The sequence below is a fragment of the Algoriphagus antarcticus genome (genome assembly GCF_002150685.1).
GTDB classification, from domain to species: domain Bacteria; phylum Bacteroidota; class Bacteroidia; order Cytophagales; family Cyclobacteriaceae; genus Algoriphagus; species Algoriphagus antarcticus.
The window spans coordinates 14,180-37,279 of record NZ_MSSW01000050.1; the positions used below are offsets into that span (position 1 = coordinate 14,180).

Annotated in this window: 24 protein-coding genes; 15 read left to right on the forward strand and 9 right to left on the reverse strand. The window is 40.9% G+C overall.

From position 1 onward, the window contains the following. Positions 1-62: 62 nt before the first annotated feature. Complete coding sequence (locus tag BVH04_RS16570) at positions 63-1,310, reverse strand: DUF349 domain-containing protein (protein WP_086542584.1); 1,248 nt, start codon at positions 1,308-1,310, stop codon at positions 63-65. A gap of 132 nt (positions 1,311-1,442) precedes the next feature. Here BVH04_RS16570 and ettA point away from each other — a divergent pair, with 132 nt between their 5' ends. Then, on the forward strand, positions 1,443-3,122 hold the full coding sequence (gene ettA, locus BVH04_RS16575; RefSeq protein WP_086542585.1) for an energy-dependent translational throttle protein EttA: 1,680 nt from the start codon (positions 1,443-1,445) through the stop codon (positions 3,120-3,122). A 403-nt stretch (positions 3,123-3,525) separates the two neighbouring features. On the opposite strand, the gene BVH04_RS16580 is transcribed toward ettA, so the two are convergent. Next, entirely contained in the window at positions 3,526-4,752 is a 1,227-nt protein-coding gene (locus tag BVH04_RS16580; RefSeq protein WP_240510965.1) for a metallophosphoesterase, read from the reverse strand. Positions 4,753-4,871: 119 nt separating this feature from the next. Between BVH04_RS16580 and BVH04_RS16585 the strand changes: the two genes are divergently transcribed. The 5 genes from BVH04_RS16585 (at position 4,872) to BVH04_RS16605 (ending at position 6,188) form a co-directional block, all read left to right on the forward strand. Then, complete coding sequence (locus BVH04_RS16585) at positions 4,872-5,174, forward strand: hypothetical protein (protein WP_086542587.1); 303 nt, start codon at positions 4,872-4,874, stop codon at positions 5,172-5,174. A gap of 4 nt (positions 5,175-5,178) precedes the next feature. Next, positions 5,179-5,391 carry a hypothetical protein gene (locus BVH04_RS16590; protein WP_086542588.1) on the forward strand — a complete coding sequence of 71 codons (213 nt, stop codon included), beginning with the start codon at positions 5,179-5,181 and terminating at the stop codon, positions 5,389-5,391. Continuing rightward, on the forward strand, positions 5,388-5,591 hold the full coding sequence (locus BVH04_RS16595; protein WP_086542589.1) for a hypothetical protein: 204 nt from the start codon (positions 5,388-5,390) through the stop codon (positions 5,589-5,591). The genes BVH04_RS16590 and BVH04_RS16595 overlap by 4 nt, the downstream gene beginning before the upstream one ends. Positions 5,592-5,688: 97 nt before the next feature. Beyond that, positions 5,689-5,916 carry a hypothetical protein gene (locus tag BVH04_RS16600; protein WP_086542590.1) on the forward strand — a complete coding sequence of 76 codons (228 nt, stop codon included), beginning with the start codon at positions 5,689-5,691 and terminating at the stop codon, positions 5,914-5,916. A gap of 89 nt (positions 5,917-6,005) precedes the next feature. Beyond that, positions 6,006-6,188: a hypothetical protein gene (locus BVH04_RS16605; RefSeq protein WP_086542591.1), complete on the forward strand. Its 183-nt coding sequence runs from the start codon at positions 6,006-6,008 to the stop codon at positions 6,186-6,188. 2 nt (positions 6,189-6,190) lie between these two features. Here BVH04_RS16605 and BVH04_RS16610 read toward each other — a convergent pair whose 3' ends face one another. Continuing rightward, a complete protein-coding gene (locus BVH04_RS16610) occupies positions 6,191-7,405 on the reverse strand; it encodes an ATP-binding protein (RefSeq protein ID WP_086542592.1) in 1,215 nt (404 codons plus the stop codon). A 78-nt stretch (positions 7,406-7,483) separates the two neighbouring features. Further along, on the reverse strand, positions 7,484-8,830 hold the full coding sequence (locus BVH04_RS16615) for an ATP-binding protein (protein WP_086542593.1): 1,347 nt from the start codon (positions 8,828-8,830) through the stop codon (positions 7,484-7,486). 253 nt (positions 8,831-9,083) lie between these two features. Here BVH04_RS16615 and BVH04_RS16620 point away from each other — a divergent pair, with 253 nt between their 5' ends. Further along, on the forward strand, positions 9,084-10,406 hold the full coding sequence (locus BVH04_RS16620; protein WP_086542594.1) for a pyridoxal phosphate-dependent aminotransferase: 1,323 nt from the start codon (positions 9,084-9,086) through the stop codon (positions 10,404-10,406). A gap of 50 nt (positions 10,407-10,456) precedes the next feature. On the opposite strand, the gene BVH04_RS16625 is transcribed toward BVH04_RS16620, so the two are convergent. Both BVH04_RS16625 and BVH04_RS16630 read right to left on the reverse strand, forming a co-directional pair. Then, on the reverse strand, positions 10,457-10,810 hold the full coding sequence (locus BVH04_RS16625) for a four helix bundle protein (RefSeq protein WP_240510966.1): 354 nt from the start codon (positions 10,808-10,810) through the stop codon (positions 10,457-10,459). A 132-nt stretch (positions 10,811-10,942) separates the two neighbouring features. Further along, a complete protein-coding gene (locus tag BVH04_RS16630) occupies positions 10,943-11,884 on the reverse strand; it encodes a zinc dependent phospholipase C family protein (RefSeq protein WP_169714450.1) in 942 nt (313 codons plus the stop codon). A 212-nt stretch (positions 11,885-12,096) separates the two neighbouring features. Here BVH04_RS16630 and rpsT point away from each other — a divergent pair, with 212 nt between their 5' ends. The 8 genes from rpsT (at position 12,097) to BVH04_RS16670 (ending at position 19,814) form a co-directional block, all read left to right on the forward strand. Further along, the gene (gene rpsT, locus BVH04_RS16635; RefSeq protein ID WP_086542596.1) at positions 12,097-12,351 is read left to right on the forward strand and encodes a 30S ribosomal protein S20; all 255 of its coding nucleotides are present in this window, start codon (positions 12,097-12,099) and stop codon (positions 12,349-12,351) included. 96 nt (positions 12,352-12,447) lie between these two features. Then, positions 12,448-13,143 carry a RadC family protein gene (gene radC / locus BVH04_RS16640; RefSeq protein WP_086542597.1) on the forward strand — a complete coding sequence of 232 codons (696 nt, stop codon included), beginning with the start codon at positions 12,448-12,450 and terminating at the stop codon, positions 13,141-13,143. A 152-nt stretch (positions 13,144-13,295) separates the two neighbouring features. Continuing rightward, complete coding sequence (locus BVH04_RS16645) at positions 13,296-13,913, forward strand: DUF1684 domain-containing protein (protein ID WP_086542598.1); 618 nt, start codon at positions 13,296-13,298, stop codon at positions 13,911-13,913. A gap of 209 nt (positions 13,914-14,122) precedes the next feature. Then, positions 14,123-16,537, forward strand: coding sequence for a phenylalanine--tRNA ligase subunit beta (pheT, locus tag BVH04_RS16650; protein ID WP_086542599.1), 2,415 nt, complete (start codon positions 14,123-14,125; stop codon positions 16,535-16,537). Positions 16,538-16,539: 2 nt separating this feature from the next. After that, positions 16,540-16,824: a hypothetical protein gene (locus tag BVH04_RS16655; RefSeq protein ID WP_086542600.1), complete on the forward strand. Its 285-nt coding sequence runs from the start codon at positions 16,540-16,542 to the stop codon at positions 16,822-16,824. A 1-nt stretch (position 16,825) separates the two neighbouring features. Then, positions 16,826-17,113: a cell division protein ZapA gene (locus BVH04_RS16660; RefSeq protein WP_086542601.1), complete on the forward strand. Its 288-nt coding sequence runs from the start codon at positions 16,826-16,828 to the stop codon at positions 17,111-17,113. A gap of 67 nt (positions 17,114-17,180) precedes the next feature. Beyond that, positions 17,181-18,746: a ribonuclease Y gene (gene rny / locus BVH04_RS16665; RefSeq protein WP_086542602.1), complete on the forward strand. Its 1,566-nt coding sequence runs from the start codon at positions 17,181-17,183 to the stop codon at positions 18,744-18,746. Positions 18,747-19,049: 303 nt separating this feature from the next. Further along, positions 19,050-19,814, forward strand: a complete 765-nt coding sequence (locus BVH04_RS16670) for a zinc-dependent peptidase (RefSeq protein WP_086542603.1) — start codon at positions 19,050-19,052, stop codon at positions 19,812-19,814. On the opposite strand, the gene BVH04_RS16675 is transcribed toward BVH04_RS16670, so the two are convergent. Genes BVH04_RS16675 through BVH04_RS16685 form a run of 3 tightly spaced genes read right to left on the reverse strand, consistent with a single transcriptional unit; the run spans position 19,804 to position 23,100 of the window. After that, positions 19,804-21,207, reverse strand: coding sequence for a tagaturonate reductase (locus tag BVH04_RS16675; protein ID WP_086542604.1), 1,404 nt, complete (start codon positions 21,205-21,207; stop codon positions 19,804-19,806). The two genes, BVH04_RS16670 and BVH04_RS16675, sit on opposite strands and share 11 nt — an antisense overlap. 24 nt (positions 21,208-21,231) lie before the next feature. Then, entirely contained in the window at positions 21,232-22,266 is a 1,035-nt protein-coding gene (locus BVH04_RS16680) for a LacI family DNA-binding transcriptional regulator (protein WP_086542605.1), read from the reverse strand. Between the two features lie 48 nt (positions 22,267-22,314). Then, the gene (locus tag BVH04_RS16685) at positions 22,315-23,100 is read right to left on the reverse strand and encodes a gluconate 5-dehydrogenase (RefSeq protein WP_086542606.1); all 786 of its coding nucleotides are present in this window, start codon (positions 23,098-23,100) and stop codon (positions 22,315-22,317) included.

The window sequence follows — 23,100 nt, forward strand, 5'->3', positions numbered from 1 at the left end:
GGAGTTCCGGAGTTTAAGGGTTGCAAAATTATTCTTTTTTTGTAATAATCAGCGGTGTATTTCTATTTAAAAGAAAGTTGTTTCAAAATATAATTTTTCACATCTACTTTTCTCTTCACCGCAAATAATTTCTTCTTCATCATAATGTCAAAATCAGCTGACTGTACGCGGAAATTCTCCGTATTGTTTTGTGCCGCTTCCAGCTCAGTTTGATCTCTGTGCAATAAATCTTTCAAAAGAGCAGTTTTTATTTGAGTTTGCTCTGCCTCAGGTTTTTCATCAAAGTCAGCATATTTACCGTGAACAAGTTTCTCAAGAAAAGCTTTTTCAAATACAATATCTGAGAAGAATTGGAATGATCTCACAATCAAATTAGCTTCTTTCGGCTTGCGAGGAGGCAGTTTTCTCCATTCTTCCTGAATCAATTTGGCTCTTCCGACAAGTTCATAAGATGTGGGTTTGCCCGCCAAGTCTTTGATCTCTTCGGTTAAAGTCTCCACCTTCCGCATTAGTTCCCTAGGGTTCATTTGTGGGCCGGTTTGGAGCGTTCTTTTAAAGCGGGAGAAGATACGATTGTTCAATTTGGAAAATTCGTCCCAAAGCGGCTGTCGTTTTTCCGCAGGTACTTTTCCAGCTTCTTTCCATTGCCGTTGGATTTTCTTTGAGATTTCAAAGGCAGTTTTTGCGTCAGGGAAATCATGCGCTTCTCTAGCCTGTATTACCAGAGCTTCATAGACTTTGATGTTTTCCTCAGCCTGAAGTGCAAGTCCTTCGAAGAAATGTCTTCTGTTTTCGAAGAAATTCTGCACAATATCATTGAACGTATTCTCTATTTCTTCTTGATGTTCTTTATCTACAGGGCCGGTCTTGATCCATCGAAGTTTCAGTTCTTTATAATACTCCGTGGTTTCCTTCCAGTCAGTATCGTCTTTTTTTACTTCAGCTTCTAAAATTAAAGCATTCTTAACCTCAAGATTTTTAGTGCGGTTTACCTGAATGATTTCGTTCAGGTATTCTTCTTGTTGGCTGAGGTCATTGATAAGTGGCTCAAAATCCCCCAATGCGTCGGACTGCATAAGAGATTCTTTGAGGTGAATGAGTTTCATCAGGAAGGAACCCTTATTCTGGTTTTCCTGAATGTCATTTTTGAGTTTGGCTACTTTTTCTTTGAGTTGTTCAAATCGATCTTCAAAATACTTAAGCGTAGAGGTCTCATCTTCTTTTACTTCACCGATTACCCTATCTTCCTGTCCCAAAAAGCCCCTCAAATAAACTTTCTTGTCCTTGATATATCCATACGGATGCTCCATTGTTCTACAGTAGGTTAGGTGGCGGTTTTCAAATTTCCGCAAATTAATTAATTCAAAAGCACTTATCCTAAAAAAGCGGTTTTTTTGCCATCTTTGAATCTTAATTGCAATTCTAAAGTAAAAATATAACGCATGAGTTCAGAAAAAATCATCTTTTCTATGGCGGGGGTTTCAAAAATCTATCCGCCACAGAAAAAAGTCCTCAAAGATATTTATCTCTCTTTTTTTTACGGAGCCAAAATCGGTGTTCTTGGTTTGAATGGTTCAGGTAAATCTTCTCTTTTAAAGATTATTGCCGGAATGGACAAGGAATTCCAAGGCGAAGTGGTCTGGTCTCCAGGTTATACAGTCGGAATGCTGGAGCAGGAACCAAAGCTCGATCCAACCAAAACGGTGAAAGAAGTAGTAGAAGAAGCAGTTTCCGAGACCGTGGCTTTGCTGAAGGAATTTGAGGCAATCAATGAGAAATTTATGGATCCGGCGCTGATGGAAGATCCAGATGCGATGAATGACCTGATCGAAAAGCAAGGAGTAGTGCAGGAGAAGCTTGATGCAGCAAACGCTTGGGAACTTGATGTGATGCTGGACAAAGCCATGGATGCGCTTAGACTTCCACCTAGTGATGCGAACGTTGCTAATCTTTCTGGCGGAGAAAAGAGGAGAGTGGCGCTTTGCCGCTTGCTTCTGCAGGAGCCGGATGTATTATTACTCGATGAACCTACCAACCACTTGGATGCGGAATCTGTACATTGGCTGGAACAACATTTACAGAATTATAAGGGAACCGTGATCGCAGTAACTCACGATAGATACTTCTTGGATAACGTAGCCGGCTGGATTTTGGAGCTTGATCGGGGCGAGGGTATTCCCTGGAAAGGGAATTATTCTTCTTGGCTGGATCAGAAGCAAAACCGGTTGAAACAAGAGGAGAAAACAGAATCCAAGCGTCAGAAGACATTGGAGAGAGAATTGGAGTGGATCAGAATGACTCCGAAAGCTCGCCAAGCCAAAGGTAAAGCTCGGCTAAGTGCATACGACAAATTGGTGGGAGAGGACTCTAAAGAAAGAGAAGCAAAACTTGAGTTGTTTATTCCTCCTGGGCCACGTTTAGGAGCGAAAGTGATTGAAGTGAACGGTGTGTCAAAAGCTTACGGAGATAAATTGCTTTTTGAAAACCTGACTTTTGCATTGCCGCAAGGAGGAATTGTCGGCGTGATCGGGCCAAATGGTGCGGGTAAATCCACACTTTTCAAATTAATCACAGGGCAGGAAAAAGCCGATGCGGGTCATTTCGAAGTAGGAGAGACAGTTCAGTTGGCGTATGTAGATCAGGGACATGATACGCTTGATCCAAATAAGACAGTTTATCAGACGATTTCCGAAGGAAATGAATTGATGAAACTGGGGAATAGAGAAGTGAATTCCAGAGCGTACGTTTCCAAATTCAACTTCGGTGGAGGAGATCAGGAGAAGAAAGTAGGGATTCTTTCTGGTGGCGAGCGAAATCGAGTTCACTTGGCATTGACGCTGAAAGAAGGCGGCAACTTGCTGCTACTCGATGAGCCTACCAACGACCTGGATGTGAATACACTTCGAGCTTTGGAAGAAGCCTTAGAAAACTTTGGCGGCTGTGCAGTAGTCATCTCCCACGATAGATGGTTTCTAGATCGAATCTGTACACATATTTTGGCTTTCGAAGGCGATTCTCAAGTGGTGTGGTTTGAAGGAAATTACTCCGACTACGAAGAGAACAAAAAGAAAAGGCTTGGTGATGTGGAGCCAAAGAGAATTCGGTATAAGAATTTGAAGTAACCTTTGAGGTTTTTTTCAGACCTCGAAGGTTTATTTATCTGAAGTTTACGAGAGGACTTTCTAGGTCCTCAAAACTTCCTAACCCTTGAAGTCTCTGAGGTTTCAAGGGTTTTTTCTTTGCTAATCTTTGAGGTTTTTGAAAAGGAGAAGCTCCAAGTCGGCAGGTAAACATGAACCAAGTAGATTCGGTGAAATAACTTTCTTAGCAGAAGTGGTATTAGTAGCGACTGAATTTAAAAAAGCAATGAATTATTCTAGCAGTTCTATAAGTTGACAGAATTTGATTCCTTTTGACTTGGGCTTTTGATTGTAGGGTAGAGTTATATACCCGCCATTTTAGGGATATTCCATATTCTTTTCTGCTATAAAAAGCTCTTAGGATTTAGCATAATGAATGGAAACCTTATTTTTTCTTCAGCTCCAGTACTGTAATTTCCGGCCAAATACCCACTCGGCCAGGAAAGGCTAAAAACCCAAAACCACGATTTACGTGTAAATAACGCCCTAGTTCTCGATATAATCCTGCCCACTTTGGGTAGCGCCAGGATACCGGACTCCACTTTATAAAACCAGGAATCTCAATCCCAAACTGCATTCCATGCGTATGGCCACTCAACGTAAGGTGGATGAATTTGGAGAATTTTTTCACCACTTCATCAAAGTGAGAAGGGTCGTGGCTCATCAGTATTTTGAAACTTTTATCGTCAAGGTTTTCTACTGCTTTATTTAGGTCTCCATATTGGGCAAATCCTTTTCCCCAATTTTCTACACCTATCAGGTCTATGGTAGCTCCGCCTTTTTGGAGCTTCACATTTTCGTTGCGCAGTAGCTTAAATCCAAGCTCCGCTTGGACGTTGTACAGGTGCTCCATATTGGCTTTTTTGGCCTCCTTGCTGGGCCAAGTCATATAGTCGCCATAGTCGTGATTGCCTAGAATGGAGTATATACCCATGGGCGCCTTCAGCTTTTTGAAGGTATCCATCCAAGGCTCCATTTCTTTTGATTGGTTGTTGACCAAATCGCCTGTAAATAGGATTAAATCCGATTCTTGCGCGTTGATAAGATCCACCCCATATTCTAGCTTTTTCTTGTCATCAAAACTCCCAGAATGGATATCTGAAATCTGGGTGATGGTTAAGCCATCAAACTCTTCGGGTAGATCGTCAAATGCGATGGTATGTTTTAAAATGCGATAGCGGTATTTGCCATAAAACACTCCGTGAAGTATCCCTATAAACGGAATGGCGGATAGCACTAAGGCTGTCTGGCTTACAAATTTCCTCCGGTCGGGCATAAAGTCGCCTTCACGGTTTCCGGTAGCGGATTGAAAAAGCGCAGCTACAAAGCGCAGTACATCTTCGCCAAACAGTACAGCAAGGATAATAAGCTTTGGAAGCAGCGAAAGCACAAGAACCGAGATCAACCTTCCAAAGTTTTGGGTAGGATTAACACGACTGAAGGTCAGAAAACCGTAGGCCACAAACAGGTATACGAAAACGGAAAAAACCCAAAAGCCAATTTTGATCCAGGTTTGGTCACGAAATAGTGTTTTGAAAGCTTGGTAGGAATACCAGTCGATAAGCGAAAGGAAAAGCACAAAGAGAAGAACACGAATTAGTATTGTAACCACTAGCAAAGGGGATTTTTAGAGCTATGAAAATCGAAGGGCAATCAGCAAATGCCTTTCCAAGAATTTAATAATATCAAAAGTACAGCTTGACTGCTACAAATTGCCTCACTAGGTGAAGAATGTATCTACGCCTTTCTATTGGTAATGATTTAGAATTTGGGATTAAGCCAAAAATTAGACTGGGTATTCAATCAAATAATAGCGAAGCTATTGACGGAAACATGTCCAAACCGGAGAATAAAGAAGTAGATAAACCCCCTTATAAAAACTTCAGCAGTATAATTGGGCCTAGTTTAGCTGATTTGTTGATAAGGAAGACCTTCGAGGTTTTGAACGTGGCAAAGGTCAAGGCTTACCTTTTAGGTTTTTTAGTTAATAACGGCAATGTTTTTTGGATTTTTTCCTCCCTTTTTAGTTATTAGGAGAATGAATAAAGGTATGGTGTACGTTCATCTTTTTCTTATTGCGATTGCTTTGCTGATTGGGGGGTTATCCGTTTGGCGTAATGGGAGGATGACTGAAGGTTATAATTATCCGAATTTGACTGTGATTGCTATGGCTTGTTTAGCACTTTCTCAACTTATTCTGATTATCGGAGAAAAATTAAAAGTCAAAAATTTCCAAAAGCTAAAACGATGAGCAAACGCAGATTATACTTTCACATTTTTCTTATTCTGGCGGCTTTGCTTATTGGGGGTTTGTCCATTTGGAATAGTGGCCTGATCCCTGAAGGTAAAAATTATCCAAATCTCACAGCTTTAGCAATGTTATTTGTGCTGTTAGGTCAATTGGCTCAACTCAAGGCTTATCAAAATCAAAAGAATTCTAAAAACTCTTAATCAAATCAAACTATGAGACTACTTCTAGTATTTATTTCTGTAGCTACATTCCTGACTATTCAAAAGAGAGCTTGATCAGCGTTTAATTGGACGTTGGATGATGCTTTATACCAAAGATGCCTTTGGTGCTATCGTTAAAGATGAGTTTTTTGGGAAAAAACACATGGATACTTATACTAAAGATGGAAAATTACTCATCGACCCACAATTTTTGAGAGACGACATGAAGAGATTCGGAATAAATGCTCCACTGGATTATGCCGCAATTCCTACTTTGGGGTGGAAAACACATAACAATGAGATTCTAGAAATTGAAACCGCTTAAGGCAATCAACAAGTCCGTTACGGTTTTTCTAGCGATACTTTACTGCTAGGTTATGAAAGTGGAAATACCCGCTATCTATTGAAAAGAAAATGAGCAAAAAACCTATCGAAAGACTTTATGGATTTCCTTTCGTCTTGATAATGCTGCTTCTTTTGGCAAAGTATGTAGACCTTTTCCTTGTGCCGTATTGGCTTATGGCGGGAGTGATTATTTGGGGTATAGCGCCATTTTTCTGGGAGGAGATTAGGGAAAGAAGCAAGCGAAACTCCTGAATTTAGCTTACCTCAAAATAACCTTTTGCAGGCTCAAGAAACCATTTCCAAGCTGGAACTACAGGTATTCCTTCGATTAGATCTTCTTGGTCCCAAGTGATCAAGACTCCAGAATCTAAGCCTGTTTCCTTCATTGCATTTTTGATTCCGGCAACTTCCCGGTCCAGCGAATCAGGATTGAGATCCCAGCATACTTGGACTAGCCCGATAACTTCCTCATTCCATTTGATCAGAAAGTCGCATTCTGACTTTTTGGAGCGGAAATAGTAGATTGATTGAAAAGAGCGCCGAAGATGGAGGTAAACCAGATTTTCAAGCCTTCTCCCCAAATCCTTGCTAAAAGAAATCGAGTTGGCAGCAGCCATTGCAGTATCGATGCAGTACGGCTTCTTTGGATTGGCGACCTGCTTTCGGATGGAGGTTGAATACAACGGGATCAGGTCAAAAAGGTAGCTTTCCTCCAGAAAATCACAATAATCAATCATTGTCCTAACAGATTTGACTTCCAGAAGATTGGCCATTCGTGAATAGCTAAATTCCTTCCCAACATTGGAAGCCAGAAAGACTCCTAATCGGATGAGTTGGTTTTCATTTGCTATATTTCTCCGCACTGCCACATCCCGTATCAATATATCACGGAGAAGTGTCCGGAGGTATTCATGATCCTGATTTTGAAGATATTCCGGAAATCCCCCAAACTGAAAATAACTTTCAAAGCTCGATTCATCAGGACTGAGATTTTTGAATCTGAGAAATTCATTATAACTAAAAGGGAACAGTTCTATCTGCTTGTATCTACCTGTCAATCGCGTACCCAGTTCTCGGCTGAGCATACTGGCATTCGAACCGGTGATGAAAAGCTTTTGACCTTTTTCATGAAGCGCTCTTGCAAAGATTTCCCAACCTTCCACGCCTTGAACTTCGTCCAAGAGTATTGCAGATTTCCCCAATTCATCTCGGATTACTTCAAGTTTTGGAAAATCAGCCGTTTCAAAATTCACGAGGCGAGGATCTTCAAAGTTTAGGTACAACCCAGATTCCGGTTCGGAAAAAATTCTTCTGATCAAAACACTTTTTCCACAGCGTCTTACTCCACTGACTATTACGATTTGATTGGAGTCATGTGGTAAGTGCAGTTCCCGATCAACAAGCTTTTTCCGAAGGAAATTCTCATTTTGATCAGTTATTATTTCTTGAAGAAGTTGTTTTGATATCATCTAATCACCTGAAATTCAATATAAATATAAAAGCTTGTATTCAAAATACAAGATATCATGTATCCTGAATACAAGTTTTTATTTAATTAACCAACCGAGATAGGCAATTAGCTGAGTTCCCAAATAATAGGGCAAGTTCAAAAGCCGATAGGGTTTGCCGGCAGGAGTCACCGAATCCTCGATCCGTAGCTCACCGCCATAGATCCGCACAGCAAAACCATGATCGCAGGCATCCACAAATTGATGGAGGGAACGAAGCGATCCCGTGGCCCCTGATTTGATTTCTACTGGGATCGCTAACCCCTGAAAAGGGATTACCAAATCTACTTCTGCGCTGGATTGCTTTTTCTCACGCACCCAGAAATTAGGTTTTTGATCTGTCAGATGGGTGGTGGAAATCAGCTCTTGACTGATCAGATGCGGAATCAGAGCTCCCTTGTAGGCCTGACTCAAGTCCTTCATTCGTAGCATCTGTCCTTGAATTCCCAGGGAATAGTTGACCAAGCCAGTATCCAGAAATTGGATTCGGGGAGATTTTTTCAAGTCGGGTTGAAGCGGTGGGGCTAAATCTGTAGTGGGGTAGATCAACCGCATAACTTTGGCTTCTTCCAGAATACGGAATGATTCTCCAATTTCTCTGGAGCGGTAATTTGAGTTGCCAAATCCTTGAAACTTTACCCGCTCATCCAAGACCAAATGAGCCGAATTCATCAAGTGGCGGATGATTTTCCGCTCAGAGTCATTTGTTGTATATTTTTCTATATCAGATTTGTATGTGCTCCAGATGCTTTCGTAGATGGGAGGGAGATCCGCCAGATTGTTTTTATCCAAATCTGTTTTTATAATCTCGGGCATTCCACCTATGATGGCATAGCGATGAAATAGCTCCATCAATACCTTGTTTGCAAATGGTTTTATAGGAACTTGTGTGAATTGCTCCAAAGCGGCTTTTTGCCCTATTGCATCAAGATACTCTGGGAAATTCATTGGATAGAGATACAGGAATTCAACTCTTCCAACTGGAAAACTTTTCACTTTTTTCAAGGCAAACTCTAGTAATGATCCTGCTGCAATCACAGGCATTTCGGGGATTTCTTCGTAAAAATATCGGAGAAGTTGGATAGCTTTCGGAGACTCTTGGATCTCATCTAGAAAAAGTAGAGTGCTTGAAAGATCGGTAGGAAATAAGTTTTTGCTGACAAATAGTGCCTCAACGATTGTTTTGACATCATCGAAATCCTCGAAGAAGGCCCTATCGCTTTTTTTCTCCAAGTTGAGCATAATGGAATTAGGGAAGGTTTTGGCAAATTGCCTCACCAAAGTTGTCTTGCCTACCTGTCTAGCTCCTCGAATAATAAGAGGCTTTCTGCTTGGGTTAGACTTCCAAGATTCTAATAAGTTGAATATCAGTCTGTTAAAGCTCATTTTAGATTCTGTTTGTCACAAAGTAAGGGCATTTTTTCTAATACTTTGTAACAAAGTAAGGGTAGATTTCATCAGTATTGTAACAAAGTCAGGGCATTTATTTTTATTTCTTGTAACAAAGTCAAGGCAAATTATATTTGGTGATCTTTTTTCACAGGTAGAAAATGTCAGTATTTCGCTTCTGAGAGATAGTTTCATTCCTCTTTTTTGTTTCTTTACGCCCGAATTATTTCGCATTCAGCCTAACAAACCTATGAGACAGCTACTCCTCAGACCCGGAGCCGAAGAATTGACCTATGAAATTCGTGGAATTGTAAAAAAAGCCCGTCAAGTTGAAGCGCTGGGCTATACGATGACCTGGGAGAATATCGGTGATCCTATCCAAAAGAGTAATCAAGTGCCAGAGTGGATGAAGGAAATCATAGCCGATTTGCTGAAGGAAGATAAGACCTATGGCTATGCGGATTCCAAAGGAGTGTTGGAAACGCGTAAATTCTTGGCTGGACTGAATAATGAAAGAGGTGGTACTCAGATCTCCCCGGAAGATATTTTATTCTTTAATGGACTTGGCGATGCTATCGCAAAGTTGTATCAATTTTTGATTCCAACGGCAAGAATTATTGGCCCATCTCCCGCATACAGCACGCACAGTTCGGCTGAGGCAGCACACGCCAATGCTGCTCCGATTACATATAAACTTGATCCAGATAACCAATGGCTTCCAGATATGGAAGACTTGTATTTGAAGGTTCGATATAACCCGTCGATTGTCGGAATTTTGATTATCAATCCTGACAATCCAACGGGGATGGTATATCCAAGAGAGGTTTTGGAGGCTTTTGTGAAAATTGCTGATGAGTTCAGCCTCCTTTTGATCACAGATGAGATTTATCAAAATATCACCTACAACGGAATCACGGCTGTTCCTTTAGCTGAAGTAATTGGAGATAGACCTGCTATTTCGCTGAAAGGAATTTCAAAGGAGTTTCCTTGGCCTGGAGCTAGATGTGGCTGGATGGAATTTTATAATCGGGAATCCTCCCAAGAGTTCTCTAAGCTTTGCCAGACGCTTGAAAACGCGAAAATGATTGAGGTTTGCTCTACCATTTTGCCTCAGCTGGCTATACCTAAAATCATGAAGCATCCTGCTTACTTCAAGTACAGAGAAGAAGCGAACGCTCAAATCGGTAAACGCAGTGACTGGATGCGTGAAATCTTGGGAGATATTCCAGGAATCAAGTTTAATCCGACCCAGGGAGCTTTTTACAATACAATTGTATTTGAAGAGGGCGTATTGAAAGAAGAACAATTTCTTCCTGTAGAAGATCAGAGTTTGCAAAGCTTGCTGGATTCTTGGCTAGCCGAGAAAAATATGCCGTTGGATAAGCGATTCGTTTATAACTTATTGGCTGCTGAGCAGATTTGTGTAGTTCCGATTTCTTCGTTCTGCTCAGATTTGAGAGGTTTTCGTGTGACGCTTCTGGAGGAAAATGAGGAGGTATTTAAAAGCACTTTTAGGAGAATAGGTAAGGCGATTGAGATGTATTTGAAATCTGCCGAAGTAAGTCATCAGTGATCAGTCGCAGTGGTCAGTATTCAACTGTATTGTGATCACTGTTCGGGAATCTATTTTGTAGATGCTCCAAATTTGGAAGGATTCAAGATCATGTAGTTGATTAGTTTTCCTACTTCTTCAGATTTTTGAATGAGTTCCAAATGCGTCTCAATACTTATGTATTCACATGCGTGGGCGAAGTCTAACCAAACACTTTTCTCACTGTTTTCCATGTCAGCATCACTAAGCTTGGATTTGAAGTGGGCAGGATAAGCTCGTTTTCTATAAGATTCGGCTATGTATCCACATACGGATCTGCTGGATCTTCTTATTTGATCAGTTAAAGAATACTTTTCTTCCTTTGGGAATTGCTTAGAGTTATGAAAAATCATCAGTGCCAATTCAAATGCTTTTTTGTAAGCCAATAGATCTTTAAAGTCTATTTTTATAAGTGTTTAAGTGATGAGAATTTAATTATGAAGGCATTAAATTATATGTCTTGTTAGGTGCATCTCAACTGCGACTGAATACTGATCACTGCTACTAAATACTGACCACTAATGATCATGTTCCCTCGTCTTAATCTTAGAATTCTTTACAATCTCTTCCTCTTCTCCTAATTCCTTCGAAAACGAATTCAAATCTGGCTGCCCAGCATTTACCCAAGCAGTAAACCAAAAATCTGCGATCATCTTAATGGATTTCTTCATTTGACGCTCGATTTGGCTATTCAAAGCTGTAGCATAAGCTTCTGTGAATTCCCGGGAATACACTCGGACGGTTAGATTGTTCCTCTCCTCATAGCTAAACTTTTGATCGGGAGAGAAACTTTTCGTCAGTTCCCTTTCAATAGATAAAACACTGTCAACTTGGGAATGAGCTGCTGCCACTGCATCCCAGATAGCCAACTGAGGCTTTTCCACATAGTCCGCCTGCCCGACCCAAAGTGCATAATCTTTTGCCTGAAGCTCAGGAACACGGCTTTCCCAGAATCCATGAATCCCAACTTGGTTTGTAAGCTGTCCATTATAATTTACGGTCGTGTGAAGTGGGACATTCAGATCGCCCAGGTAATGCCCCAAGTCGGCAGAAAGTCGCAGAATAGCAGCAGAATTTTTAGCTTCAAAAGCTTTTGTGAGGTTTAGAAAAGTGAAATATGCAGACCAAGGCCCAATTCCATTCAATCTTAAGCTGTCTTCAGTAAATTTTTCTACGGCCTCATTCCAATATTTTGGAAGAATCTGCAATGCAGAATCCCCATAATAATCCAAATCTATGTAGTGCTTCTCAGCTTCGCCTTCTACGGCATATCTTCTGCGGTCAGGGTTTACGGCATTTTCAGTAATGTATTGGACTTGAGGTTTATAAAAGCCAATCATTTCCTCGGGAAGGGAAAAAACTGCCAGTCGATTAATTAATGAATGTGCATAGAAACCCCAAGCAAAAGGTGCCTCTGAAATCAAAAAGATGGGAATTATCCAGATTAGAAAATTTTTCATACTTAAAAATAATCAAAAACTTTGTCAGGTATATGCGTGGATAAAAGGTATATTTGCAGCCGTAAGGGGTATTTATCAAAATTATTGAATTTGAAAAAGGCTTGCAGTAATAGGAATGTTTGAAATTCCTTTGGCAGAATTAATAAATTACAATAACTTTGCACTCCGATTCGGAATAGGCACACGTAAAGAAATTCAATTATAATTAAGATATGGCAAATCACAAATCAGCTCTGAAGAGAATTCGTGCAAACGAAGCTAAGCGTTTGAGAAACAGATATCAGGCTAAAACAACCAGAACTTTCATCAAAAGATTGAAAGCTACTACTGACAAAGTGGAGGCTTCTGAGCTTTACAAGAAAGTATCTTCTATGTTGGACAAGTTGGCTAAGAAGAATGTGATTCACAAAAACAACGCAAGTAACAAAAAATCAAGATTGGCCAGGTTCGTTTCGGCTCTAGCTTAATCCTTTGAGATTTTATTTCTCTAAAACCCTGCTAGACAGGGTTTTTTTTGTGCTCTGAAGTAATTAGATTCATAGATCATTTTTTAATTGAACGCTATGGATATTTACTCCTCTATCAAAATTTCCCAGTTGGCCGAAGAAGATCGTCCACGTGAAAAACTTCTTCTCAAAGGTAAATCTGCTCTGACTGACGCAGAACTCATCGCCATATTGATTGGCTCAGGAACGCCGTCAGTGAGCGCGGTGGATCTATCTAAATATATCCTTGCGGAGGCGAATTATGACCTTCGTGCACTGGCAAAGATGTCTATTCAAGATCTTAAGAAATTCAAGGGAATAGGCGAGGCCAAAGCGATTTCTATTATTGCTGCGATGGAGCTTGGGAGACGACGAAAAGATTCGGAGCCTGTAGCTAAGCCAACAATCACCTGTTCGCAGGAGATTTACGATCTGATGCGGCCAGAATTGCTTGATGAACAAGTGGAGCATTTTTATTTAATTCTACTTAATCGAGGTAATAGAGTTATAAAAAAGCATTTGGTGTCTCAGGGTGGTACAGCGGGTACAATTGTAGATACCAAGATTGTGTTCAAAATTGCCTTAGAGTATCTCGCTCAGTCGATTATCCTAATTCACAATCATCCGAGCGGGAATGCAACCCCTTCCGAGCAAGACAAGCGACTTACGCATCGGCTAGTGAAAGTAGGTCGGGAATTGGATTTGCCGGTGTTAGACCATGTGATTTTTACAGATAGTGGCTACTTTAGCTTCGCCGATGACGGCATACTGTGATTATTTGAAATCGAGCAAGAGGCGCGGGGTATGCAAAGGAATGTCCTGATAAGAATATCGGGACAACCAAGCGAGATTCTCCCGAACCAAAATTGCCTAAATCAGACAGATTTGGACAGGCTATCTGACCATTAAAAATCAATTATCAATAGATGAAAAACAATACGATTATAATTCTGATTATCTCCGTGGTGGTTTTGACTGCGGTTGTTTATACGTTGACAGCGACTGAAAGTCCCGAAGATTACATCGAAAAGATCGAGGCTGAACGCGAAAGACAATTTAAATTCATTCGATTCAACTTCGAGTCACCTTTGACAGATGCACAGAAGCAATCCTTTTCTAAGTTAAATTTTTACCCAATCGATCCGAATTACAAAGTAAAGGCTCGTATGGTGACAATAGAGGATAGAAAGGTAAGAGAAGTACCTCTCACCGATGGCACAAAGGAAAAATATATAGAACATTCCTGGGCGGAGTTTGAGTTGAACGGCAAGCCGCAGAAGCTATTACTTCTCCAAGCGATGAATGAACCGGATATGAGGAATTTCTTTTTGGCATTTGCAGATGAGACCAGTGCTGCGGAGACATACGGCGGAGGTAGATATATCAACGCTCGCCAAGACGGCAAAAACAGCATAACCATTGATTTCAATATGGCTTACAATCCCTACTGTGCTTACAATCCAGATTATGGCTGCCCGCTTCCTCCAAAGGAAAATTTATTAGACATCCCCATTCCTGTGGGTGAGAAAAATTACGAGAAATAGCCTTTCTGCCTAGCTCAAATCTCTTAAATTTGTGCTCATTATTGAATAAAATGGGGTTTTCGAACCTCTTTTGTTTAGTACGCAGATCAATTTGGATTTGCTTTATTATGAATAACTGATGAAATCGAGCGCGACGAAAGCAAAGTACAAAGGGACGGTTAAAAATCCTGCGAGATTCCATCTGACCTTTGAAAATCAAAAATAAACAGATGAAAATCTCAATCAATCGATTAAAAAAATATATCCCCCATACTGAATCGGCGGAGGAAATCGGCGCATTGCTGACTCAATCTGGCTTGGAGGTGGAAGGTTTAGAAGAATTTGTTTCTGTCAAAGGAGGGCTTGAAGGTATAGTGATTGGCGAAGTGTTGACTTGTGAAAAGCATCCCGACGCAGATAAACTGAGTTTGACTACTGTCGATATCGGTGGAGAGTCTCCTTCACAGATTGTTTGCGGAGCGCCAAATGTAGCTCAAGGCCAAAAAGTGTTGGTGGCGACCGTTGGAGCCACACTCTATCCTTCCGAAGGTGACTCTTTCCAAATCAAAAAAGCTAAGATTCGAGGTGAGGTTTCCGAAGGAATGATCTGTGCTGAGGATGAGTTGGGACTTGGGTCTAGCCATGCTGGTATTATGGTATTGGATACGGATTTGCCAAATGGTACGTCAGCTTCTAAATTCATTGAAGTAGATCAAGATCAGGTTTTGGAAATCGGACTGACTCCAAACCGAGCTGATGCAGCTTCTCACTTGGGAGTTGCACGTGATTTAAAGGCACTTCTGGGAAGAAATTTGGTGATCGACACTGCACCTGAATTGAACCTAGAGGCTTCTGGCCCGGCTATTCAAGTGGAAGTAGAAAATTCCACTGATTGCCCACGCTATGCAGGTGTGGTTGTCTCGGATTTGAAAGTTGGCCCTTCTCCGACTTGGCTGCAGAATTTTTTGATAGCATTGGACCTGGAGCCTATAAATAATGTAGTGGATATCACCAATTTCATTTTGCATGATCTGGGTCAGCCGCTTCATGCATTTGATACTGCAAAAATTTCCGAAGGGAAAATCATCGTAGGCAAGCTTTCAAAGGATTCCAAGTTTGTGACATTGGACGGGAAAGAGCGTAAGCTTTCTGGCGAGGAGTTGATGATCAAAGATCCAAAAGGAGGGCTTTGTATCGCTGGCGTTTTTGGCGGCGTCGATTCTGGCGTTTCTGAAGACACTACTTCCATCTTCTTGGAATCCGCTTATTTTTCCCCAGACATAATCAGAAAAGGAAGTCAATTTCATGGCTTGAAGACTGATGCATCTTTTCGTTTTGAAAGAGGAACTGACCCAAATATGCCTGTTTATGCGCTGAAAATGGCGGTTAAATTGTTGCAGGAAATCGCTGGCGGAAAAGTAAGTTCTGAGTTGATTGATATTTATCCGGAGCTGATTGCCGATTTTGTCATCGATGTGACTTACGGCCATATTAATCGACTGATCGGAAAGAAAATTGAGCCATCGCAGGTGAAATCAATTTTGGAAAGCCTCGAGATATCCGTTTCAAATGAAACGGCTGAAGGTTTTACTGCGACTGCCAAACCATACCGCGTGGATGTGACGCGTGAAGCAGATATCATCGAAGAGGTTTTGAGGATCTATGGCTTTCATAATGTGGAGCTTTCAGAAAATCTGAGAACGGATTATCTGGCTGAACATCCTGTGAAAGACCTGAATAAACTTCAGTACAGATTGACCGAGATTTTGACTGGTCAGGGATACTACGAGATGATCACAAATAGTTTGACTAAGTCAAGTTATGCGGAGAAATCTGGATTCCTTGATCCAAAGGATAGCGTAGTCATCTACAACAAGCTCAGCGAGGACCTTGACGTGATGCGTCAAAGTCTGCTTTACTCTGGTCTGGAAGTATTGGCAAGGAATATCAACAGACGGCAGACCGATTTGAAATACTTCGAGTTTGGAACCGTTTATCATAAGGCTGCCGAAGGTTACGTGGAAAGCAGAAGACTTTCGCTTTTCCTTACGGGAAAGAAAACTGCTGAAAGCTGGTTAGAATCAGCCAAGGCATTCGCGTTTGCTGATATTTATTCTACAGTGGAAGGTATTTTGGAGAAGCTGAATGTATCTCCAGGCGATCTTTCTATTGTAGAAAAAGCACCATTTGCTTATAACTTGAAAATCATGCTGGGACAGAAGGAGCTGGCAAGTATAGGTTTGCTGGATGATAGGATTTTGAAGCAAGCGGAAGTACGACAGGAAGTATGGTATGCCGACTTGAATTGGGATTTACTTTGCAAAAAAACTTCTGGATTGAAGAAGTTTGAAGAGATCTCAAAATTCCCGGAAGTTCGTAGAGATCTTTCCTTGGTGATAGACAAAAATGTGAGCTATGATCAGGTGAAATCTGTTGCTACGAAGTTTGGAGGAAAATTATTAAAAAGAATTGGAGTTTTTGATGTGTATCAAGGTGACAAAATTGACACTGGCAAAAAGGCCTATGCATTAAGTTTTCACTTACAGGATCACGAAAATACACTGACCGATAAGGTAATTGATAAAACTATGAGTAAATTGATTCAAGCCTTTGAGAAAGAGGTTGGTGCTTTGATAAGAACATAGAAATGATTCAAGAGGAACTGCAAAAATTAGAGAAACTAGCACTACAGGCTAGTAGTAAATTGCTTGAGATTGGTGAGGAGAATCAGCAATTGAAGCAAAAATTATCCGAAGTAAGTATTGCTTTAGATAAAAAAGAGCAGCAAATCGAACATTTTAAAAATAAAATTAAAATTAGTAACATTGTAGACAACCAACCGGTGAATCCGGAACAGTCAACTGAAATGAGTGACCTAATCAATAATTATATACAAGAAATCGATCATTTAATCACCTACTTATCCGAGTGATATGGAGACAACACTTGCCATCAGACTAAAAATAGGGGATAGAGAATATCCTATGCGCGTGAAGATCGAGGACGAATCCAAGATCCGTCATGCTGGCAAGCTGATTAATGAAAAACTAAGAAAGTATAAAGAGGAATACGGACTGGACGATAACCAGGATTTGCTGGCGATGGTAGCCTTTGATTGCATGGTGGAATCATTAGAAACCAGTCAAGTTAATACGGAAGATTCCGAGCATATAAAATCCAGTATTTCTCATATCAACGCCTTACTAGCAAAGGCTTTGTGATTATTCATAACGCAAAATTCAGGTGATTTTTCAGATTCCCGAGGTTTAATTTATATCCAAAATACCTATGGGAGACATATTATATATCGTCCTCGCAGCCCTAATTGGGACTGGTGCAGGAGCCGCTATTGCTGGCGCATTAATAAAAAATAAAAATGCTAAACTGGAGGAAGAAACTCGTGAGCGGGTAAAATCTATGCTCCGGGAAGCCGAGATCAACGCGGAATCTATAAAGAAGGATAGGATTCTAGAAGCAAAGGAAAAGTACCTCAAGCTAAAGTCTGAGTTTGATGAGGAGATGAGTAATAAGAAGAATATTATTCTCACCAATGAAAATAAGGTAAAGCAAAAAGAGCAGCAGGTTTCCAAAGAATTGGAGCAAGTGAAGAGAAAAGAGGCAGAAGTGGACAGTAAGTCGGAGAATCTAAATGCGCAACTTCACTCAGTAAAAGTAAAAAAAGAGGAGCTAGATCGAGTGACTAATCAGCGAATAGCTGACCTGGAAAAAGTTGCTAACCTTACTCGTGAAGAAGCACGTGATCAATTGGTAACCATGCTTACTGAAGAAGCTAATTCCCGAGCATCTTCTCAGATCAAAGACATTCTCGACGAAGCGAAACTGACTGCAACCAAGCAGGCAAAAAAGATCGTGTTGGATACTATTCAGCGTACAGCTACAGAGCATGCGGTAGAAAATTGCGTGTCAGTATTCAATATCGAGAGTGACGATATTAAAGGCAAAATCATCGGTAGAGAAGGAAGGAATATCCGTGCGCTGGAAGCAGCAACCGGTGTGGAGATCGTCGTAGATGACACGCCTGAGGCAATCATCATTTCCGGTTTTGATCCGGTGAGAAGAGAGATCGCAAGACTTTCACTTCATAGATTGGTGCAGGATGGACGTATCCACCCAGCTAGAATCGAAGAGGTCGTAGCCAAAACAGAAAAGAACATCGAGGAAGAAATCGTAGAAATCGGAGAGAGAACGTGTATAGATCTTGGTATACATGGACTTCATCCTGAGTTGATCAGAATGGTGGGACGTATGAGATATAGATCGTCTTATGGTCAGAATCTGCTTCAGCACTCTAGAGAAGTAGCCAAGCTTTGTGCTACTATGGCTGCCGAAATGGGACTGAATGCGAAGATGGCTAAGCGTGCAGGTTTACTTCACGATATCGGAAAAGTATGGCATGAAGAGCAAGAACTTCCACACGCAATCTTAGGTATGGAGCTTGCGAAGCGATACAAAGAGCATCCAGAGATTTGCAATGCTATCGGAGCTCACCACGATGAAATTGAGATGACTACTATGATCTCACCGATTGTGCAGGCTTCGGATGCGATATCAGGCGCGAGACCAGGTGCAAGACGTGAAGTGATGGATAGTTACATCAAACGTTTGAAAGACCTTGAGGAGCTAGCTTTAGCTTTTGATGGAGTGAACAAATGCTTTGCTATGCAGGCAGGCCGTGAACTCCGCGTGTTGGTGGATGCTGATAATGTAGATGATGCTACCGCAGGTAAGCTTTCTTTTGATATTTCTCAGAAAATAGAGAAGGAAATGCAGTATCCCGGGCAGATCAAAATCACTGTAATTCGTGAAATGCGATCTGTAAATTACGCTAGATAAAAGGGCGAAGGAAGACAGAAGACGGAAGACCGAAGTAGCGAACATCAACTAGGCGATTGGTCTATGTTTTGACTTATAAATCAAATGGCAGTTACTGAAAAGCAGCTGTCATTTTTCATTTTATCTGGTCACCGTGGTCTGTGTCTCACAGACCAATTACAGTTTAGGTCTGTGGGATACAGACCACGGTGAGAAATCACATTAATTCGTGAAATCACATCTTTGAATTACGCTAGATAACTTAGCCATTAATTCTTATTTTGATAGTATTTACTGACTATTAGCTGCTGTTTTTATTCGCCTATGTTCTTACTTCATTCACTTTTACTTGCCATTTTCGAATGGCTCTCAGATGGAGTTAGCTATTTGAAAAGGCGAAAAATTACCAGTTCGGAAAAGACACTATTGCAAAACACTTTTCCATACTATCAGAGACTCAGTCAAAAACATAAAGATGAGTTTGTGGAAAAATTGGAAATGGTCTTGAGTTCCAAATCGTTTATCGGTAGGGAAGGTATTAGAATTGTCACTCCAGAGATGAAAATACTCATTGGAGCAACTATCGTGATGGTGACCTTTGGGTGGAATGATCTGCGCTTGCCTCATTTCAGTAAGATATTAATCTATCCAGACACTTATTACAGCACCATTTCAAAGCAATACCATCGAGGAGAAGTCAATCCAAGGCACGGGATCATAGTAATCTCTTGGAGCTGTTTTTTGGATGGAATGAACAATGAAAATGATGGGGTAAATCTTGGAATCCACGAAGTAGCACATGCCTTGAAACTAGAAAATCAGATTTACTACAATGAGGAAAGTGAGTTCTTCAACCCTGACGTTTATAACTCCTTTCAGCAATTGGCGAATGTGGAGATAGATAAAATTAAAGCCGGAAACCTGACCGTGTTTCGGTCAAGTGGAGGTTTAAATGACGATGAGTTTTTTGCTGTGGCATTGGAGACTTTCTTCGAAAAGCCGCATGAATTTTTTCAGTATAACCCTGAATTGTACGGAAACTTGGTTCGGCTGATGCGCCAAGATCCGCGAGTTTGGATCAGGAAATAAGCAAATTGTCCACAGCTCTACTGACACCTTCCACCAATCCTTCATAACCTCTCAAATCTTCTCCCCAATACGTCCTTTCGCTGAGAAGTTTGACCACAGTCTCTTGAGTAGAACCAAGCGCCCAAGCCGAATTGAACTCATCCATTAGCGTTGGATTGTCATTGACTGGAGTTTCTACCCCGTTATAATTTCCTTTATAAAAGACCAAAAGTGCGGCAAATGAAAGGATTAATTTTTCAGGCCATTCCTTTTTCAGCTCATAATAAGCAAGGATGGAAGGAAGCACCCGAACTTTGAATTTGGAGATGCTATTCAGCGCAATCGACTTGAGTTCGTGCACGATAAATGGATTGGCAAATCGCTCCAAGACATCATTGGCAAACTGCTCCAGTTCTTCCTTTGGCATATCGAGCGTAGGGATGATCTCATTGTAAATTGCCTCTTTCAGAAAAGATCCGATTTCTGGGTTTTCCACAGCTTCTCTTACAGTTCTTAAGCCTTTTAGGTACCCATAAGGCACCATAGCCGTGTGTCCACCATTTAGGATTCTCACTTTCTGAGTTCGGAAAGGAGCGAGGTTGTCCACGAATTTCACATTCAACCCGGCTTTATCCAACGGGAATTCCTCTTTTACGGTGCCAGTATCTTCGATAGCCCAAAAATGATAAGGCTCCACCATCACGGCCATGTCATCTTTATATCCGATTTTCTCCTGAATTTCTTCGATAGATCCTTTAGGAAAACCAGGTACAATTCTATCCACAAGTGTATTGCAGAATGTGTTTTTCCAATCAATCCAATCAGAAAACTCGGTTGGCAACTTCCAAAATGAAATATATTTTTGAATACATTCTTTCAATGCTTCACCATTCCCTTCGATCAATTCGCAGGGAAGGAATATCAGTCCTTTTGAAGCATCCCCATGGAAAGTTGTGAAGCGATGATAGAGCAAGGCAGTTAGCTTACCTGGAAATGTCTTTGAAATGCTATCTAAGGAAGAATCTGTCTGGTCAAAGACGATTCCAGCTTCTGTAGTATTGGAAACTACAAATCGTAAATCTGGATTTTCGCCCAGTTTCAGATATTCTTCATATTCCTCAAATACATTAGTAATACCAGCTACACAAGTCACAAGTGTAGATTCCTGTACCAATTCCCCTTTTTTTAATCCTTTCTCTATCACATGAAATAGGCAATCCTGATCTTTCATTGGATTGTTTGCAGACTTGCTGTGTACCTGTACGATGTGAATATCGCCGTCAAAGATGTTTGCTTGATTTGACTTCTCAATCATCCAATCGGTAAATCCGCGTAGGAAATTTCCATTTCCAAATTGAAGGATTTTTACAGGACGTTCTGAGGGAGCAAGTGTGGATTTGGAAAGAAGTTGCATTAAAAGTAAGGGGTCTAAAGAGCGTTAGTTTTTCTGATGGTTGATCGATGAATTACGTATGATCAACTCAGGTTTTAGAATTGTTTTTTTGGGAATGTTATTAGTTTGATCTTTTTGGTTAAGGATTTCAAAGAAGGTTTCAGCCGTGATTTTTCCCATTGGAATACTTTTTTGATTCACAGTGGTAAGTGTGGGCTCTGTGAAAGAGGTAAATGGCTCATCTCCAAAGCCAACTAATTTCACATCTTCAGGGAGTTTGTACCCATTTTCCTTCAAGACTTGCATTGCACCCATGATAGAATAGTCTGAAGAGGAAAATACAGCATCAAAGGGGATTTTAGCATCAATAACTTCTTGCATCGATGCTCTTCCATCTTCCAGTTGAAGCTTGCTAAAGCGAATCAATTCAGGATCCACAGGGATTCCATGCTTCAATAAGGCATCCTCATAGCCTCTTTTACGCTCCTTGTAAATATTGATATTCTGAGAATTAGAGAAATGCACAATTCGCTTGCATCCTTCATTGATCAAATGCTCAGTAGCCTGGAATGCTCCATAATGATCGTCAATCACTACTTGACTCACATCGAGCTCGTTTGTCACCCTATCGAAAAGCACCAAAGGGATTCCTTTTTTAAGTATTTTCTTAAAATGATCCACATTTTCAGTGGTTTTCCCCACAGATGCTATTACCCCATCAACTTGGGCATTTAGCAAGGCCTCAACAGTTTGTACCTCCTTTTCATAATCATCATATGACTGTGAAATCACGACTTTATAATTCAGAGAATTGGCTATTTCTTCGATGCCTCTGATTACTGAAGAGAAGAAATTTCGATTTGCTGTAGGTACGACCACGCCGATTAGTTTGCTTCTGCCACTTCTCAGTGCCGAGGCTATATTGTTAGGCTGATAGTTGAGCTCTTTGGCAACTTTTAATACTTTTTTCTTCGTAGCATCAGAGATCCTAGGGTTATTATTCAATGCTCTCGATACAGTAGAAGCAGTTACTTGGAGCTTTTCAGCGATATCGTGAATGGTGGCTTTCCCGTTTCTCATTGCCTAATTTAATGTTGAAGAAAAATAATTTTGAAAGTGCTATGGTAACTATTCACCAGCTGGTTTACCTATTGTTGCGAGGATTCCCCCGTCCACATAGATGATTTGTCCATTGACGAAATCACTTGCTTGGCTGGCTAAAAAGACTACAGCACCTCCAAGATCGTCAGGATTTCCCCATCGACCAGCAGGAGTTCTATTTATTATAAAGTCATTGAAAGGATGTCCGTCCACACGGATCGGTGCAGTTTGTTCAGTGGCAAAATAGCCTGGGCCGATTCCGTTCACTTGGATGTTATATTTGGCCCATTCGGTGGCGAGATTTCTCGTCAGCATCTTCAATCCGCCTTTGGCAGCTGCATAAGCACTTACGGTGTTACGACCAAGTTCGCTCATCATAGAGCAAATGTTGATGATCTTGCCTTGCCCATTTTTCACCATGGTTTTGGCTACTCGCTGAGAGACAATAAATGGTGAAACGAGATCTATATCCAATACTTTTCGAAAGTCTTCGGGATCCATTTCTAACGCAGGGACTCTTTGGATCATTCCCGCGTTATTTATCAAAATAGCTATTTCTCCTATTTCTTTTTCGATTTTTGAGATAGCTACATCTACAGCTTTTACATCACTTACATCGAATAAATAGGGGTGAGCTAGTATATCCTCATTTGCATATTCTTTAATTGCTGCCTCCATTTTGGTTGGAGTATGCCCATTGATGACTAATGTAGCGCCTTGGTGCGCAAGCGCTTTTGCCATAGCCATACCCAGACCATGAGTTGCTCCAGTGACAAGGGCAATCTTGCCTTTTAATTCAAAGTTAGGTTTCAT

Coding starts and splice junctions, on each gene's coding strand:
- BVH04_RS16655 (WP_086542600.1), top strand. CDS start 16,540: ATGATTCAAGAGGAACTGCAAAAATTAGAGAAACTAGCACTACAGGCT.
- BVH04_RS16670 (WP_086542603.1), top strand. CDS start 19,050: ATGTTCTTACTTCATTCACTTTTACTTGCCATTTTCGAATGGCTCTCA.
- BVH04_RS16615 (WP_086542593.1), bottom strand. CDS start 8,830: ATGAGCTTTAACAGACTGATATTCAACTTATTAGAATCTTGGAAGTCT.
- BVH04_RS16620 (WP_086542594.1), top strand. CDS start 9,084: ATGAGACAGCTACTCCTCAGACCCGGAGCCGAAGAATTGACCTATGAA.
- BVH04_RS16680 (WP_086542605.1), bottom strand. CDS start 22,266: ATGAGAAACGGGAAAGCCACCATTCACGATATCGCTGAAAAGCTCCAA.
- rny (WP_086542602.1), top strand. CDS start 17,181: ATGGGAGACATATTATATATCGTCCTCGCAGCCCTAATTGGGACTGGT.
- BVH04_RS16610 (WP_086542592.1), bottom strand. CDS start 7,405: ATGATATCAAAACAACTTCTTCAAGAAATAATAACTGATCAAAATGAG.
- BVH04_RS16685 (WP_086542606.1), bottom strand. CDS start 23,100: ATGAAACCTAACTTTGAATTAAAAGGCAAGATTGCCCTTGTCACTGGA.
- BVH04_RS16600 (WP_086542590.1), top strand. CDS start 5,689: ATGATGCTTTATACCAAAGATGCCTTTGGTGCTATCGTTAAAGATGAG.
- BVH04_RS16605 (WP_086542591.1), top strand. CDS start 6,006: ATGAGCAAAAAACCTATCGAAAGACTTTATGGATTTCCTTTCGTCTTG.
- BVH04_RS16645 (WP_086542598.1), top strand. CDS start 13,296: ATGAAAAACAATACGATTATAATTCTGATTATCTCCGTGGTGGTTTTG.
- BVH04_RS16675 (WP_086542604.1), bottom strand. CDS start 21,207: ATGCAACTTCTTTCCAAATCCACACTTGCTCCCTCAGAACGTCCTGTA.
- BVH04_RS16570 (WP_086542584.1), bottom strand. CDS start 1,310: ATGGAGCATCCGTATGGATATATCAAGGACAAGAAAGTTTATTTGAGG.
- BVH04_RS16585 (WP_086542587.1), top strand. CDS start 4,872: ATGTATCTACGCCTTTCTATTGGTAATGATTTAGAATTTGGGATTAAG.
- BVH04_RS16590 (WP_086542588.1), top strand. CDS start 5,179: ATGAATAAAGGTATGGTGTACGTTCATCTTTTTCTTATTGCGATTGCT.
- pheT (WP_086542599.1), top strand. CDS start 14,123: ATGAAAATCTCAATCAATCGATTAAAAAAATATATCCCCCATACTGAA.
- BVH04_RS16595 (WP_086542589.1), top strand. CDS start 5,388: ATGAGCAAACGCAGATTATACTTTCACATTTTTCTTATTCTGGCGGCT.
- BVH04_RS16630 (WP_169714450.1), bottom strand. CDS start 11,884: ATGAAAAATTTTCTAATCTGGATAATTCCCATCTTTTTGATTTCAGAG.
- rpsT (WP_086542596.1), top strand. CDS start 12,097: ATGGCAAATCACAAATCAGCTCTGAAGAGAATTCGTGCAAACGAAGCT.
- BVH04_RS16660 (WP_086542601.1), top strand. CDS start 16,826: ATGGAGACAACACTTGCCATCAGACTAAAAATAGGGGATAGAGAATAT.
- ettA (WP_086542585.1), top strand. CDS start 1,443: ATGAGTTCAGAAAAAATCATCTTTTCTATGGCGGGGGTTTCAAAAATC.
- radC (WP_086542597.1), top strand. CDS start 12,448: ATGGATATTTACTCCTCTATCAAAATTTCCCAGTTGGCCGAAGAAGAT.